The organism is Kribbella sp. NPDC048915 (genome assembly GCF_040649595.1).
GTDB lineage: Bacteria > Actinomycetota > Actinomycetes > Propionibacteriales > Kribbellaceae > Kribbella.
This window is the reverse complement of sequence record NZ_JBEZFT010000003.1, coordinates 75,838-91,354: the sequence shown is the minus strand read 5'-3', so window position 1 is coordinate 91,354 and position 15,517 is coordinate 75,838. Positions and strand designations below refer to the sequence as shown.

General features: G+C 69.8%; 13 protein-coding genes. 7 read left to right on the top strand and 6 right to left on the bottom strand.

Features of this window, described 5'->3' with window-relative positions; genetic code table 11:
* Positions 1-43: 43 nt before the first annotated feature.
* Positions 44-799, bottom strand: coding sequence for a hypothetical protein (locus tag AB0B82_RS02740; protein WP_360161734.1), 756 nt, complete (start codon positions 797-799; stop codon positions 44-46).
* 323 nt (positions 800-1,122) lie between these two features.
* On the opposite strand from AB0B82_RS02740, the gene AB0B82_RS02735 reads away from it, so the two are divergent.
* The gene (locus AB0B82_RS02735; RefSeq protein WP_360161732.1) at positions 1,123-2,298 is read left to right on the top strand and encodes an acetoin utilization protein AcuC; all 1,176 of its coding nucleotides are present in this window, start codon (positions 1,123-1,125) and stop codon (positions 2,296-2,298) included.
* Positions 2,299-2,415: 117 nt separating this feature from the next.
* Positions 2,416-2,631, top strand: coding sequence for a helix-turn-helix domain-containing protein (locus AB0B82_RS02730; protein WP_012923942.1), 216 nt, complete (start codon positions 2,416-2,418; stop codon positions 2,629-2,631).
* Between the two features lie 95 nt (positions 2,632-2,726).
* Here the strand turns inward: AB0B82_RS02730 and AB0B82_RS02725 are convergent, their stop codons facing one another.
* The gene (locus tag AB0B82_RS02725) at positions 2,727-3,587 is read right to left on the bottom strand and encodes an alpha/beta hydrolase (RefSeq protein WP_360161730.1); all 861 of its coding nucleotides are present in this window, start codon (positions 3,585-3,587) and stop codon (positions 2,727-2,729) included.
* A gap of 1,149 nt (positions 3,588-4,736) precedes the next feature.
* On the bottom strand, positions 4,737-5,753 hold the full coding sequence (locus AB0B82_RS02720; RefSeq protein ID WP_360161728.1) for a LacI family DNA-binding transcriptional regulator: 1,017 nt from the start codon (positions 5,751-5,753) through the stop codon (positions 4,737-4,739).
* Between the two features lie 324 nt (positions 5,754-6,077).
* Between AB0B82_RS02720 and AB0B82_RS02715 the strand changes: the two genes are divergently transcribed.
* The 4 genes from AB0B82_RS02715 to AB0B82_RS02700 all read left to right on the top strand — a co-directional run bounded on the left by AB0B82_RS02715 (position 6,078) and on the right by AB0B82_RS02700 (position 11,037).
* On the top strand, positions 6,078-6,827 hold the full coding sequence (locus AB0B82_RS02715; RefSeq protein ID WP_360161726.1) for a sugar phosphate isomerase/epimerase: 750 nt from the start codon (positions 6,078-6,080) through the stop codon (positions 6,825-6,827).
* Positions 6,824-7,921, top strand: coding sequence for a Gfo/Idh/MocA family oxidoreductase (locus AB0B82_RS02710; RefSeq protein ID WP_360161724.1), 1,098 nt, complete (start codon positions 6,824-6,826; stop codon positions 7,919-7,921). Before AB0B82_RS02715 ends, AB0B82_RS02710 begins: the two co-directional genes overlap by 4 nt.
* Entirely contained in the window at positions 7,918-8,523 is a 606-nt protein-coding gene (locus AB0B82_RS02705; protein WP_360161722.1) for an SGNH/GDSL hydrolase family protein, read from the top strand. Before AB0B82_RS02710 ends, AB0B82_RS02705 begins: the two co-directional genes overlap by 4 nt.
* 75 nt (positions 8,524-8,598) lie before the next feature.
* Positions 8,599-11,037, top strand: a complete 2,439-nt coding sequence (locus AB0B82_RS02700) for a glycoside hydrolase family 2 protein (RefSeq protein WP_360161720.1) — start codon at positions 8,599-8,601, stop codon at positions 11,035-11,037.
* A gap of 48 nt (positions 11,038-11,085) precedes the next feature.
* On the opposite strand, the gene AB0B82_RS02695 is transcribed toward AB0B82_RS02700, so the two are convergent.
* Positions 11,086-12,546, bottom strand: coding sequence for an NAD-dependent succinate-semialdehyde dehydrogenase (locus tag AB0B82_RS02695; RefSeq protein ID WP_360161718.1), 1,461 nt, complete (start codon positions 12,544-12,546; stop codon positions 11,086-11,088).
* Positions 12,547-12,769: 223 nt separating this feature from the next.
* On the opposite strand from AB0B82_RS02695, the gene AB0B82_RS02690 reads away from it, so the two are divergent.
* Positions 12,770-14,020 carry an ROK family transcriptional regulator gene (locus AB0B82_RS02690; RefSeq protein WP_360161716.1) on the top strand — a complete coding sequence of 417 codons (1,251 nt, stop codon included), beginning with the start codon at positions 12,770-12,772 and terminating at the stop codon, positions 14,018-14,020.
* A gap of 8 nt (positions 14,021-14,028) precedes the next feature.
* On the opposite strand, the gene AB0B82_RS02685 is transcribed toward AB0B82_RS02690, so the two are convergent.
* Positions 14,029-14,796 (bottom strand): alpha/beta fold hydrolase, encoded by a 768-nt coding sequence (locus AB0B82_RS02685; protein WP_360161714.1) that lies wholly within the window; start codon positions 14,794-14,796, stop codon positions 14,029-14,031.
* A complete protein-coding gene (locus AB0B82_RS02680) occupies positions 14,793-15,467 on the bottom strand; it encodes a DUF998 domain-containing protein (RefSeq protein ID WP_360161712.1) in 675 nt (224 codons plus the stop codon). Before AB0B82_RS02680 ends, AB0B82_RS02685 begins: the two co-directional genes overlap by 4 nt.
* Positions 15,468-15,517: the final 50 nt, after the last annotated feature.

Sequence of the window (15,517 nt, the reverse complement as noted above, 5' to 3'; positions counted from 1 at the left end):
GCCCACCACAGCTGCAAAGTCGTGTTCATGGCACCAGATTAGCTCATCGCTGGACGAGCGACTGCACGATCAGCTCGTTGCGGGCGTTCTGCCCGAGTGGCACCGTCGGGTGCACGCCGTCGCGCAGGTAGTTCAGCAGCCGGTACGGCTTGACCCACAGCCATTCGGCCCAGCGGATGATTCGCAGGTTCGGGTACTTCTCCTGCGCGTCGTACAGCTGCATGTTCAGCCAGGACGAGTTGCGCTGGTCGGCGAGCTGCACGGGCGCGGTCACGCTTTTGCGGACGACCTGGATGTTCACCCAGTACAGCGTCCGGTTCGAGCCGACGATGCTCACCGCGCGGGCGATCTGGGCGGCGAACTTCGGCGGGTCGAAGATGTCGTTCGAGCCGCTCGCCATCAGGATCCGCTTCGGCAGCCCGTACGTCGACGCCCACTGCTGGAGCGCGTCCACGGCGCCCGACGTCGGCCGGCTGGACCAGTTGTGCACCGCCATCGGGCTGCCGTCGCGGTCCCGCAACCGGATCGCCAGCGACTTGCCGTCCTGGACCGAGATGCTGTCGCCGAACATGAACACGCCGTTGGCCTGCCGGGTGAGCTGGATCTGCGCCGGGGTGGAGATCGCCCGGGTCGCGCCCGCCCAGGAGCCGAGCACGCCGGAGCCGTACGGTCCGGTGGTCGCCGCTGTGCTCGCGTCCGCGGTCTCGGCGGTGCTCGCTGCGGTCGCTGCGGTGGTGGCCACAGTGGCAGCTGCCGCTGCGGCGCCGACCTTCACGATCTGCCGCCGATTGGGTTTCATTTGCCTCACCGGAGAACTGTGACTGGCGACCCGGGCCACCCGCAAGTCTGATCTCACTGTCCGCAGTCGGATCGCGGCGCAGAACCACCAAAATCTCCGGCTGAACAGCCTCTTGGTGAGAATTCTGTAACGCTTTGCAGTCCGCCAGCGATGAAACGGCTGTTGGACCGCTGACGGACCGGCGCGACCAGGGAGGGGTGTCGCGCCGTCCGTGGCTGAGCCCGGACCCCGCTCACCCTCGCGCTGAGCGTCGTACCCCCGTCGTACTTCGTCGTACACCGCGGAGGAAGCACGCCCGTTGGGCCGGCCGCTAAGGTCGGGGGATGAGCGGTGAGGCCTTGCTGGTGTTCGACGACGGGCTGACGGCGTACGACTTCGGGCGCGGGCACCCGATGAGTCCGATCCGGGTGGAGCTGACGATCAAACTCGCCCGGGAGCTCGGCGTCCTCGACCAGCTCAAGGTCGTCCCGGCGCCGGTCGCCGACGACGCGTTGCTCGAGACCGTGCACACCCCGGAGTACGTCGCCGCCGTGAAACGGGCGGGTGAACACCCCGACGAGGCCGATCCGGTGCACGGGCTGGGGACCACCGACACGTACTGCTTCCCCGGGATGCACGAGGTCAGTTCGCGGATCGCCGGCGCCTCCGTCGAGGCCGCCCGGGCGGTCTGGGAGGGCGACGTGCTGCACGCCGCCAACATCGCCGGCGGCCTGCACCACGCGATGCCCGACCAGGCCAGCGGGTTCTGCGTCTACAACGACCCCGCGATCGCGATCCGGTGGCTGCTCGACCACGGAGCCGAGCGGGTCGCGTACGTCGACGTGGACGTCCACCACGGCGACGGCGTACAGACGATCTTCTACGACGATCCGCGCGTTCTCACCGTCAGCCTGCACGAGTCGCCGACCACGCTGTTCCCGGGGACAGGGAGCGCCGGCGAGACGGGCGGACCGGCGGCCGAGGGTACGGCGGTCAACATCGCGCTGCCGCCCGGCACCGGAGACGCAGGATGGCTGCGCGCGTTCCACGCCGTCGTACCGGACGTGGTGAAGGCGTTCCGCCCGAGCGTGCTGGTCACGCAGCACGGCTGCGACTCGCACGTGGAGGACCCGCTGGCGCACCTGACGAAGACCATCGACGGGCAGCGCGCGGCGTACCTGGCGCTGCATGACCTCGCCCACGAGGTCGCGGCCGGCAAGTGGGTCGCCACCGGCGGTGGCGGCTACGCGATCATCGACGTCGTCCCGCGGGCCTGGACCCATCTGCTGGCGATCGTCGCCGGGCATCCGATCGACCCGCTGACCGCCGTGCCCGAGACCTGGCGCGAGGAGATCCGGCTGCGCTTCGGCCGGGTCGCCCCGCTGCGGATGACCGACGGCCGGGACGCGTCGTACGTCGACTGGGCCAGCGGGTACAACCCGGACACCTGGCTCGATCGCGCCATCAAGGCCACCCGGGACGCGAGCTTCCCGCTGCTCGGCCTCGACCCCAGCTACTAGTCACACGAGTCCCCCTCTTTCCCATTCGTACCAACAGCCACTACGCTCGTGACATGCACGGACGGAGGTGCCGGAGGGGAAGCCGGCGCACGATCCGTGCTGGAAGTGCGGTGCGCAATGGCATCAAAGAAGTCCGGTGGTGAGCAGCCGCTCGCCGAGGTGAAGTTCCTGACCGTGGCGGAAGTCGCCACGGCCATGCGCGTGTCCAAAATGACGGTGTACCGGTTGGTGCACTCCGGTGAGCTGCCCGCGGTGCGGGTGGGTCGGTCGTTCCGGGTGTCGGAGGATGCCGTGCACGACTACCTCAAGGGCGCCTTCTTCCAGGCCGGATAAACGCAGTACGCAGCGGCTCGGTCCTCGGGTGGGGACCGGGCCGCTGCGTCGTTCGCCGGGTCGTTCACCGGGTCAGCGGGTTGTCGGCGGGTGGATCAGCGGGTGACGAGTTCGCGGATCGCGGCGACGATCTCTGCGGGCGCCTGCTCGGCCATGAAGTGGCCGGCGGTGGTGGTCCGGTGCTCCAGGTCGGTCGCCCAGTTCTTCCAGCGGGCCGTGGCGTCGAATCCGAGCTGGGCGCCCCAGTCCTGCTGGATCACCGTCACCGGCATCCGCAACTTGTTGCCCTGGGCAAGATCTTGCTCGTCGTCCGCGACGTCGACGGTCGCCGACGCGCGGTAGTCCGCGACGATCGACGGGATCGCGTCCCGGCAGGCCGTCAGGTACGCCGTACGAACGTCGGCCGGAATCGCCCGCGGATCCTTGGCCCACAGGTCGAGGAAGTACGAGAAGAACTCGTCCGAACTCGCCGCGATCATCCGCTCGGGCAGTCCGGCCGGCTGCGCCATCAGGAAGAGGTGGAACCCGACGGCGGCGCTCGCGCCGTGCATCACGTCCCACATGTCCAGCGTCGGCAACACGTCCAGACACATCAGGTGCGTGATCACGTCCGGATGGTCGAGACCGGCGCGGAACGCGACCAGCGCACCCCGGTCGTGCCCGACCAACGCGAACCGGTCGTAGCCCAGGGCAGCCGCCACGGCGACGACATCGGCGGCCATGGTCCGTTTCGCGTACCCGTCCTCGGGTTTGTCGCTGTCGCCGTAGCCGCGCAGATCCGGGCAGATCACGGTGTGCTCCGTGGCCAGCTCGCGCGCGACGTCACGCCACATCAGATGGGTCTGAGGGAACCCGTGCAACAGCACCACCGGCGTACCGGAACCGCCGACGGCAAGATTGAGCTCGACGCCGTCCGCAGCGCGCACGCGGTGGTATTCGAATCCTTCGATCTTCATGCCCAACAGCGTCGCGGACCCGAATGAGCACTCGATGAGCGCCAACGCACACCGGCCGCCGCCGAGCGCGGGCGGGCGGCGCCCGCCGGTGTGGGAGGGGTGCCGCATGATCGTCGATGCCCGCACCGGTCAGGCGTCCGGCCGCATGCCCCCGACGCGACGGGATAGACGCGACGGGATAGACGCGACGGGATCTCCGGCTCTTGTGACCAATCCGTGGGTGGGCCTGGGTGACGAAGTCGGCGCCCGCGCTGGACGTCGCGGGCGTTCCCGCACGGTGGGTTCACCCACGGTGTTGTGGGTTCCTGACCCGTGTGAAGGGTGCGGAACCCACAACACCGTGGGTGAACCCACCGCGCGGCGGTGACCCAAAACACCCTCGACCGCGGCACGGCGTACGAGTGGATAACCGAGTCCGCTGACTGATGTGTGGGTTGGCTTCTGCCCGAGGGGAGATGGTCGCGGGCCAACGGGTGAGGGATGGCTGGGGCGATGGCGGCGTGGGGTGATGGCGGCGTGGGGCGATGTGGGCGCGCAGGTGATCGGGGTGTGGGGTTGTTGGAGCCGCATCGATGGAGGGTTTTCCCCCGTATGGCGGTCAAACGCCTCCAGTGTCGTGCGGAAAACTCTCCTAGGAGACTTTTCGCGGGTCAGCAGTTGCCGGCGGTGCAGTGGTTGGTACGAACCCGGCGAACTGCGGCGGCCGGGCGGGCCGGGTCAACCGGGTGGACCGGGTGGACCGGGTGGACCGGGTGGACCGGGTGGACCGGGTGGACCGGGTGGACCGGGTGGGCCGGGCGGGCCGGGCGGGCCGGGCGGGCCGGGCGGGCCGGGTGGGCCGGGTTGAGCGGCGTGGTAGCTCGGCGCGGGGCAAGGGAGACCACATGCTGCCCGGCGTCTCCTGGGTGAGCGCGGCCGTCGTGGGCGCTTGCGCGGGCTAACACGGTGGGTCAACCCCTCGTGTTGGGGTTCTCTGCTGATCTACGAACAGACAACCCAACGCGCGCGGATATCCCCCGCGTGGGAGTCACCCGACCGACCCGAAACACCAGTGACGGCGGGCGAAGCCGCACGACACCTGCCTACCCACACATCAGTCACGAGAGCCGGTTATCCGCTTCTGCGAGGGGGGTGGGCTGACGCGCGGGGTTATCCGCGAGGGGGTGGGCCGGAACTGCCGCGGATGCGGAGGGTGGGGGTCGCGTACAGGTGGGCCTGCGGTGTGGCGCCGGCCAAGACATCCAGCAGTCGGCGGGTGACCTCGGCGCCGTAGCCGACCACGTTGTTGCTCAGTGCGGTCAGCCGCGGGTGCGTGATTCGGCACAGCGGCGAGTCGTCCCAGGCGACCAGCGTGACGTCGTCGGGAACGTGGAGGTCCAGCGCCTGTACGACGGCCAGTCCGGCGACCGCCATCAGGTCGTTGTCGTAGAGGATCGCAGTCGGGCGCGGGACGACCTCCAGGACCTCCCGGGTTGCGTCGGCACCGTGCACTGCCGAGTAGTCGGTGTGCTGCGTCCACGCCGTCAACCCGAGGCACTGGGCCGCCGCGTCGTACGCCTGATCGCGGATCCACACGTCGCCGAACTCGGGCGGACCGGCGACCCGCGCGATCACGCGATGCCCGAGGGACGCGACATGGTCGAGGGCCGCGTCCATCGCCGCCGTGCTGTCGATCCAGACGCACGGCATCCGGTCGGCGAGCGCGGGATCGCCGACCAGCACTGCCGGCAGGCCGAGTTTGCGCAGTACCGGGATGCGCGGGTCGGAGACGCGCGGATCGACCACGATGACGCCGTCCACGCGGCCCTCCGCGACCCACTTGCGGTACGTCGCGATCTCCTCGCCGAGGTTCGCCACGACCTGCAAGGCCAGCGCGTACGACTGCTGCGCGAGCACCGACTCGACGCCGCCGACGAACCCCATGAAGTACGGCTCCTCGACGAGTGTCTGGGCGGACCTGGCGAGGATCAGCCCGAACGTCTCGCTGCGCGCGGCCGACAACTGCCGGGCGGCGCGGTTCGGAACCCATTCCATTTCCGCGGCGACCCGCAGGACCCGCGCCCGGGTCGCCTCCGACACCCCCGGCCGGTTGTTCAGCGCGTACGACACCGCGCCCGGCGAGACCCCGCAACGCCGGGCGATCTCCTTGATGGTGACTCGGGACACGACGACACCCCCTCACGGGCGGCCGGAACGTCGACGGACGGGGGCCGCACATCCAGTGTCCTGCCGTTTCAACCCTGTGTCAGCATGCGCGCACATAACGTGATCGTTTGATTGAGATCGGCCGCCGCACGCAGGCAACCAACGGGTGTTGGGGACGCGCAGTACACCCGGTGGGCCGCGGAAATGACCGCCCAGTCGTTGGGCGGAGGGTGGTGCCGCCGGGGCCGGATGGGATACGGTTTCCGTCGTAACTTAACCGGTTCGGCTTATCAGTCGGCGCCAATCCCAGGGCAGCGGGTACGGCGCCGCCGACAAGGAGAAACCATGGTCGCAAAGGACCACCTGTCCCTCCAGTTGTACACGGTCCGGGGCAAGCTCGAGGAAGACTTCGACGGCACCCTGGCCCGCATCGCGGAGATCGGCTACACCAAGGTCGAACCCTTCGGTGTGACGGCATTCGCGGACCGCCTGGCCGAGGCGCTGCCCAAGCACGGACTCTCGGCTCCGACCACCCACGCGGGCCTGCTCCGCGAGGACAGCGCCCCGATCTACGCCGCGGCGAAGCGGCTCGGCATCACCACGGTGATCGACCCGCACACCGACCCGGCGCGCTGGCAGTCGGCCGACGAGATCAAGGTCATCGCCGACGGCCTGAACAAGGCCGCGATCGAGGCCGCCGACCACGGCATCACGGTCGGGTACCACAACCACCAGTTCGAGCTCGAGTCGAAGATCGGCGGCGCGCACGGCCTGGAGATCCTGGTCGACAACCTGTCCGACGACGTCATAGTCGAGGTTGACACCTACTGGGCCGCGGTCGGCGGTGCCGACGTGCCGGCGCTACTGAAGAAGTTCGGCGAGCGGGTCACGGCGATCCACGTCAAGGACGGCGACGGCACGCTGAACAACAAGGCCCAGGTCGCGGTCGGCGACGGCACCATCGCGGTCGCGGAGATCCTCGCGGCGGCCCCGCAGGCGCTGCGCGTGGTCGAGCTGGACGACTTCACCGGCGAGATCTTCGATGCGGTCGAGGGCTCGCACGCCTTCCTCACTGGGGAGGGTGCTCCCGAATGACCGCGGTCGGCGTAGGTGTGATCGGCGCCGGAGTGATCTCCGACGCCTACATCAAGAGCATGCAGAGCTTCCCGGACCTCAAGGTCGTCGCGATCGGCGACCTGCGGCCGGAGGCCGCGGAGGCGAAGGCCAAGGAGTACGGCATCGAGACCCACGGGGGCCCCGAAGTCGTGCTGAACAACGACGACGTGGAGATCGTGGTCAACCTGACCATCCCGGTCGCACACGTCGAGGTCGCGCTGGCAGCCGTTGCCGCCGGCAAGCACGTGTGGAGCGAGAAGCCGTTCTCGCTCGACCAGGACAGCGGTCTGAAGCTGCTGGCGACCGCGCAGGACGCGGGCGTCCGGCTCGGTTGCGCACCGGACACGATCCTCGGTCCGGGGCTGCAGGAGTCGCGGCGGATCATCGAGCGCGGTGACATCGGTACGCCGCTGACCGCGCTCACCCTGATGCAGTCCCCCGGTCCGGAGTCCTGGCACCCGAACCCGGCGTTCCTCTTCCAGGAGGGCGCCGGCCCGCTGTGGGACATCGGCCCGTACTACCTGACCACGCTGGTGCAGCTGTTCGGTCCGGTCGCCGCGGTCGCGGGCATCGGCTCGAAGTCGCGGGAGAAGCGCACGATCGGATCCGGTCCGCTGGCGGGCACCGAATTCGACGTGACCGTGCCGACACATGTCAGCGCGCTCGCGAAGTTCGAGTCGGGGCAGTCGTCGCAGAGCATCTTCAGCTTCGACTCGCCGCTCGGCCGGGCCGGGTTCGTCGAGATCACCGGCACCGACGCGACGCTGGCCGTCCCGGACCCGAACGGGTTCGACGGGGCGATCAAGATCCGCCGTCGCGGCGCGGAGGATTGGGAGACGATCGCCGAGACCAAGGCGGTCGCCCAGCGCGGCACCGGTGTCCTCGAAATGGCGCGGGCCATCCGGGCCGACCGGCCGCACCGGGCCACCGGCGCGCTGGCGTTCCACATCGTCGACGTGATGGCCTCGATCACCGACTCGATCGACACCGGCGCGTTCGTCGACGTGACCAGCACGGTCGAGGTCGCGCCGATCCTGCCGGACGACTGGGACGTCACGGCGGCCACCCTGTGACGATCGTTCTGGATCCCCGGCGGACCGTCGTGTTCGCCGGGGACTCGGTCACCGACTGCGGACGCCGCGACGACCCCGCGGGGCTCGGCGACGGCTACGTCCGGATGATCTCCGACGACCTCGGCGACCGCCGGCCGCGGATCGTCAACGCGGGCATCAGCGGCAACCGGGCGGCCGACCTGGCCGCCCGGTGGTCCGCGGACGTCCTGTCCCACGAGCCGGCGCTGGTCTCGATCCTGATCGGGATCAACGACACCTGGCGGCGGTACGACGAGAACGACCCGACGTCGGCCGCCGACTTCGAGACGTCGTACCGCGCGCTGCTCGATCCGCTGAACTGCCCCGTCGTGCTGATGGAGCCGTTCCTGCTGCCGGTGAAGGACGGGCAGCAGGACTGGCGCGAGGACCTCGACCCGAAGCTCGAGGTGGTCCGGAAACTCGCCGTCGAGTACGGCGCGATCCTGGTCCCGACCGACGTCGAACTGAACCGCCAGGCGACCACAGCCGGTCCGGCGACTCTCGCCGACGACGGGGTTCATCCCACCGCGGCCGGGCACCGTGCGCTCGCCGACCTCTGGCGACGGCACGTCCTGGACGCCTGACCTCCGCACCGTCCCGCAGGACCATCCTGGGGGCGGTGCCGTTCTACTGAACCGGTTCATCTCTGGAGCCCCACTGTGACCTCACTGAAGACCTTCGACCTGACCACCGCCGGCGGCATCGCGTGGACCGTGCACGCCGTCGAGGGACCGGCGCCCGACGGCCTGATCGGCCGCGCCGTCGCCGCGACCGTGCCGGGCGAGGTGCACACCGACCTGCTCGCGGCCGGTCAGATCCCGGACCCGTTCGACGGCGACAACGAGTCGAAACTGCACTGGATCGGCCGGACCCGCTGGAGCTACCGGACCACCTTCGCCTGGGCCACCGACGGCCACGAGCGGCAGGAACTGGTGGCCGACGGGCTCGACACGGTCGCGACCGTCACGCTGAACGGGCAGGAGCTGGGCCGGACCGCGAACCAGCACCGGTCCTACCGGTTCGACGTCACGCACCTGCTGGTTGCCGGTGACAACGAGCTCGTGGTCGAGTTCGAAGGTCCGGTGACGGCCGCCGAGGCGCAGCGTGCGAAGGTCGGCAGCTGGCCGCACACCAACCTGCACCCGTACAACGAGCTCCGCAAGATGGCCTCGAACTTCGGCTGGGACTGGGGACCCGACGTCGCCACCGCCGGTATCTGGCGGCCGATCCGGATCGAGTCTTGGTCCGGCGTCCGGATCGACGCGGTCCGTCCGCTGGCCGGCGCGGACGGCGTACTGACCACGCACGTCTCGCTGGTGTGGACCGACACCGCGTCGGAGTACCAGACGGTCACCGTCGAGGTCGGCGGTATGACGCAGTCCACCAGCGTCAAGCCGGGTACGGACACCGCCGTGGTCACCAACCGGGTGCCCGATGCGCAGTTGTGGTGGCCGCGGGGGTACGGCGAACAGCCGCTGTACGACGTGACCGTGACGCTGAACGACGACGACTGGCAGGGCCGGGTCGGCTTCCGCGACATCACGGTGAACGTTGCCCCCGACAACGACGGTACGCCGTTCGTGCTGTCGGTGAACGGGAAGCCGGTCTACGTCCGGGGCGCGAACTGGATCCCGGACGACGCGTTCGTGACCCGGTTGAACGCCGACACGTACCGGACAAGCGTGCTGGACGCGGTCGACGCGGGGATGAACCTGCTGCGGGTGTGGGGCGGCGGGATCTACGAGAGCGAAGACTTCTACGACGTCTGCGACGAGCTCGGCATCCTGGTCTGGCAGGACTTCCTGTTCGCGTGCGCGGCGTACTCGGAGGACGAGCCGCTGCGCAGCGAGGTCGAGGCGGAGGCCCGGCAGGCCGTCACCCGGCTGAGCAGGCACGCCAGCCTCGCGGTGTGGAACGGCAACAACGAGAACATCTGGGGCTACGTCGAGTGGGGCTGGCGGGTTCCGCTGGCCGGCAAGGCCTGGGGTGCGGGGTACTACCTCGACCTGCTCCCGAAGATCGTCGCCGAGCTCGACCCGCGGACGCCGTACTCGCCGGGCAGCCCGTACTCGTTCGACCAGTTCATCCACCCGAACGACGACCGGCACGGCACCATGCACATCTGGGACGTCTGGAACCAGGTGGACTACACGACGTACCGCAAGTACAAGCCGCGGTTCGTGTCGGAGTTCGGGTTCCAGGGACCGCCGGCCTGGTCGACCCTCACCTCGGTCGTCCACGATGAGCCGCTGGACCCCTATGGCGACCAGATGCTGGTGCACCAGAAGGCGTTCGAAGGCAACCTCAAGCTGGAGCGGGGTCTCGGTGCGCACCTGCCGAAGTGGGAGAACATCGACGACTGGCACTGGATCACGCAGCTGAACCAGGCGCGGGCCGTTGCCTACGGCATCGAGCACTTCCGGTCGCTGTTCCCGCTGAACACCGGCGCTGTGGTGTGGCAGCTGAACGACAACTGGCCGGTGGTTTCCTGGGCGGCGGTTGACGGGCACGGGATCCGCAAGCCGTTGTGGTACGCGTTGAAGCGCGTGTACGCCGACCGTTTGCTGACCGTACAGCCGCGGAACGACGGCCTGGTCGTTGCCGCGCACAACGACACCGACGAGACCTGGTCGACCGAGATCACGGTCACCCGCCGTTCGACCGGCAAGGGTTCCGAGGTGCTCGCTCAGGAGACCTTCGCGATCGAGATCGCGCGCCGCTCGGCGGTCGTCAACGCGGTCCCGGAGTCGGTTGCCACAGCCGGCGACCCGGCAGCGGAGTACCTCGAGGTTCGCGGCGCCGACGGCGTGACGGCGTACTGGTACTTCGTCGAGGACACCGAACTGCAGCTCGTTGGCGACGCCTACACGTCCGCGGTCGCGCCCACGGAGAACGGCTACGACGTCACCGTCACGGCAACCGCTCTCGCCAAGGACCTGGCCCTCTTCCCGGACCGCCTCGACCCCGCGGCCCGCGTCGACTCCAGCCTCATCACCCTCTCCGCAGGCGAGTCCCACACGTTCCACATCACCAACAGCACCGCCCCGACCGAGGTCGACTCCCCCGTGCTCCGCTCGGTCAACGACCTGGTCAGCTGAGAACGCTGAGGTGCGGCGGCGACCCCAGGTCCCGCCGCACCTCTGCGGTCAGTCGACGTTGACGGCGACGTACTTGATCTCGAGGTACTCGTCGATGCCGACCGAGCCGCCTTCGCGGCCGAGGCCGGATTGTTTGACACCGCCGAAGGGGGCGGCGGGGTTGGAGACGATGCCCTGGTTGAGGCCGATCATGCCGGCTTCCAGGCGTTCGGAGACGCGGAGGGCTCGGCTCAGGTCCTTGGTGAAGAGGTAGGAGACCAGGCCGAACTCGGTGTCGTTGGCCATCCGGACGGCTTCGTCCTCGGTTTCGAAGGCGGTCAGCGGTGCGACCGGGCCGAAGATCTCTTCCTTCTGCAGCCGGGCGGTCGGCGGTACGTCGGCCAGCACCGTGGGCTGGAAGAAGTACCCGTTGCCCGCGGCAACCGCTCCGCCGGTGAGGGTCCGCGCGCCTTGGGCGATCGCGTCCGCGACCAGGTCGGCCACCTTGTCGAGCTGCTTGCCGTCGATCAGCGGGCCGACATCGACACCGTCCTCGGTGCCGCGACCGACCTTCAGCCGCGACATCCGCTCGGTGAGCCGGGTCGCGAACTCGTCCATCACCGACGCGTGCACGTAGATCCGGTTGGCCGCCGTACACGCCTCGCCGCCGTTGCGCATCTTGGCCAGCATCGCGCCGTCGACAGCCTTGTCCAGGTCGGCGTCCTCGAAGACCAGCAGCGGCGCGTTGCCGCCGAGCTCCATGCTGGTCCGCAGCACCTGCTCGGACGCCTGCTCCAACAGCTTGCGGCCGACCGGCGTCGACCCCGTGAACGAGAGCTTGCGGGCCCGCCCGTCGCGGATCAGCGGCTCCATCACGCCACCGGCGTCCTGCGTCGTCACAACGTTGAGCACACCGGCCGGCAGTCCGGCCTCGGTCATCAGCTCGGCCAGCTTGAGCATCGACAGCGGCGTTTGTGCGGCCGGCTTGATCACCATCGTGCAGCCGGCGGCGACCGCCGGGCCGATCTTGCGGGCACCCATCGCGGCCGGGAAGTTCCACGGCGTGATCAGCAGGCACGGACCGACCGGCTGCCGCGTCACCAGGAACCGGCCGGAGCCGTTCGGCGCGATCTGGTACCCGCCGTCGATCCGGACCGCCTCTTCGGCGAACCAGCGGAAGAACTCGGCCGCGTACGCGATCTCGCCCTTCGACTCGGCGACCGGCTTGCCCATCTCGAGCGTCATCAGCAGCGCGAGCTCGTCGGCCCGCTCGGTCATCAGCTGGTACGTCCGGCGGAGGATCTCACCGCGGTCCCGCGGCGGCGTCGCGGCCCACTCCGCATGCGCGGCGACCGCGGCGTCCAGCGCGGCCACACCGTCGGCCGGACTGGCATCGGCCACCTCGCAGAGCGTCTCCCCGGTCGCCGGATCCTCGACGGCGAGCGTCCGGCCACCCTCGGCCGCGACCCACTTCCCGGCGATGAACAGCTCGGTCGGACAGCCCTCGACAACCGCACGCTCACGTGACATAGACCCTGCCTTTCGAACTTCTCGGCCGGTACCCAGCGTAGGCGGTGCTGATCGGCGTTCCGGTCGCACTTCGAGACGGGCCGGTGCCGATTCCGGGCAGGAAGCGTGTACTGGGAGCTTCGAGCGGCCCACAAGTGATAGTTGTCGACCCACGTACCGATGTCCGCCGGATCGTTGCGCTTGTGGACAGTATTTATGAACGCTCGCTATCTATACTGTGCGGGTGGCAGGCAAGGGGTCGGACATGGGCAAGGGCACGCTCGGCGGCGGCGGCACGACGATGCTGCGGCGAATCAACGTCGCCTCGGTCCTGGACGCGGTCCGTCGATCCGCGCCGGCACCGCTGCGGGTCGCGGAGCTGGTCGAGCGCACGGGACTGGCCAGACCGACGGTCGCGCAGGCCGTCGACGAGCTGCTGGACGCCGGCTGGCTGCAGCAGCACGGCCCCGACTCCGCGGACCGATCGCTCGGCCGCCCGGCCATCCGGGTGTCCTTGCGCGGCCGCGCCGCGCCAGTGCTCGGGCTGGACGTCGGCCCGCACCGGGTGACGGTCGGCGTCTCCGACCTGGCCGGCCGCAAGCTGTCGCTGGTACGGCGCTCTGGGCCCGGCTGGACCGCCCAGGAGCTGCTCGGCGTCATCAGCGAGGTGATCAACGAGGCCCTCGCGGAGGCCGAGGTCCCGGCCGAGGACATCGCCGCCGCGGTCGCCGCGAGCCCCGGCATCGTCGACGAGCACACCGGCCGCGTCCAGCTGGTGCCGAGTGTGCCGGGCTGGCCGGCGATCGACCTGATCAAGCACGTTCGCGGCATGCTCGACTGCCCCGTCATGCTGGACAACGACGCCAACCTGGCCGCGCTGGCGATCGCGGCGGCCCGCGGCGGCACCGGCACGCTGCTCGCGGTCCAGTGGGGTGAGCGTCTCGGTGCCGGCATCGTGATCGACGGTCGACTGCACCGCGGTACGGGCGCGGCCGGTGAGATCGGCTTCATCGCCACCGACGCCGACGACGTGATCAACCCGGACGACAGCCGCGGCCCGCTGGAGCGCGCGGTCGGTTCGGAGGCCATCGCTGCGCTCGGTCGTCAGGCCGCGCTGGACAATCCGCAGTCCCGGCTCGCCGAGCTCGGAGGCGATCAGCTGGACACCGCGGACGTGTTCGCCGCGGCGGCGGAACGTGACCCGGTGGCGCAGGCCGTCGTACAGCGCGTCGCGCGGACGTTCGCCCGGGCGTTGGCACCCTCCGTACTGGTACTGGACCCGACGGCCGTCGTGATCGGAGGCGGTGTCGCCCGCGCCGGCGCTGTCCTCCTCGACGCCATCTCCGACCAGCTGCGCCTGCTGACGCTCAACCACCCGAAGCTGGAGCTGTCCGCTCTGGCCGAGGACGCCGTGGTCACCGGCGCGATGCGCATGGCCCTCGACGAGGTCTGGCAGCGCAAGCTCCCGACCCCGGCGATGACCGCCACCACCTGACCAGGAACCTAAGCTGACGGCTCGATCGAGCGGAGGACGGCGGCCGCGATGGCGTCGGGCCGGTCCAGGTGGACCAGGTGGGCGGAGTCGCGGAGTACTTCGACGCTGCCACCGAGCCGGTCCGCGAGTCGCTGCTGACCGGCCAGCCAGCCCTTCGCCGTGAAGCGCGACGTACCTCCGGTGGCAACCAGCAGCGACGCCGGCGCGACCTCGCCCAGCGGACCGGCGACCAGCTGGGCCACCTCAGCCGCCACTTCCCAACTGCCGGCCAGCTCGTCCCAGAACAGCAGCCATGACGCGGAACCGCCGTACCGCGTCCGGGCTGTTGCCCTCGACAACAGATCCCGATTCGACAGACTGCCGAGCCGCACGATCAGCCGCCGAACCACAGGCCCGAGCACCCGCGGTACGCCGATCCGCCCGAGGAACCGCAGTACCAACCGAACCGCACGGTCACCGCGCCGCCCCGGATAGAACGGACGCCATCCCGTCTCCGAGAGCAGGCTGCTGTCGACAAGCACCACCTGGCTCACCTCGTGCGGCCGGGTCAGCGCCCACCGCAGTACGACGAGTCCGCCGATCGAGTGTCCGACCAGCCCGATCTCGTCCCCCGGTTCCACACCGACGGCCGCGCGCAGGGCGTCGACATCGGACGTGGTCGGCGTGCGCCACGGATCGACGACGCGGACGTCCGCTCCCGGCAGCAACGCGACGACCCGGCCGAACTCCTCGGGAGTCTCGGCCAGGCCGGGCACCACGATCCACGTGACGGTCATCGAGATACAGCGTGCCTCAGACCTGGTAGCAGTGTCGCCAGCATTACGCAGACGAGCAGTACGGATACGCGCTGCAGGATGCCCGGCGCGTGCAGGTCGTTGCCGGTGAGAACGTCGTACCCGGTCTCCAGACCGAGCCACGTCTGCGTCCCGGCGACCCCCGCGGCCAGTACGCCGACTGCCTTGCCCCACGCCGCGCCCCAGCCCCAGCGGCGCAGCACGAGGACGGCGAAGACGCCCATCGCGATACTGCCGATCCCGGCGAGCGTCGAGGTGATCTCGTGCAGGACAAGTGACGCCCCGGCCTGACCGTTCGCCTCCGCGGCCCGGCACGCCGCGCCTGCCGACGGCGCACAGTCCATCGGCGAGAACGAGTCGAACAACGTCCCGGCCCCGAACACCGCCGTACTGATCAGCAGGCCGGTCAGCTCCCGCTGCCCGCGCACCGCCGGCCTGGCCAGCAAGACGGCGACCAGCAGCAGTACGCCGGTCGCGAGGTCCATGAACCGCGCGTACGGGCTCGTGGCCTGGTCACGAGCGCCCAGCTCACTGAGGAACGAGGTACGGACGTCGAGCGGAAAGCCTGCCGCGACCTCGAGCAGCAGACTGCAGTAGAGCACGCCCGCGACCAGCATCAGGTTGCGGATCAGGCGGTAGGGGACGGGAGCCATGCCCAACACCGTGACACGGCGACCACCTGGTTGACTGTGGCGTCAGCTGT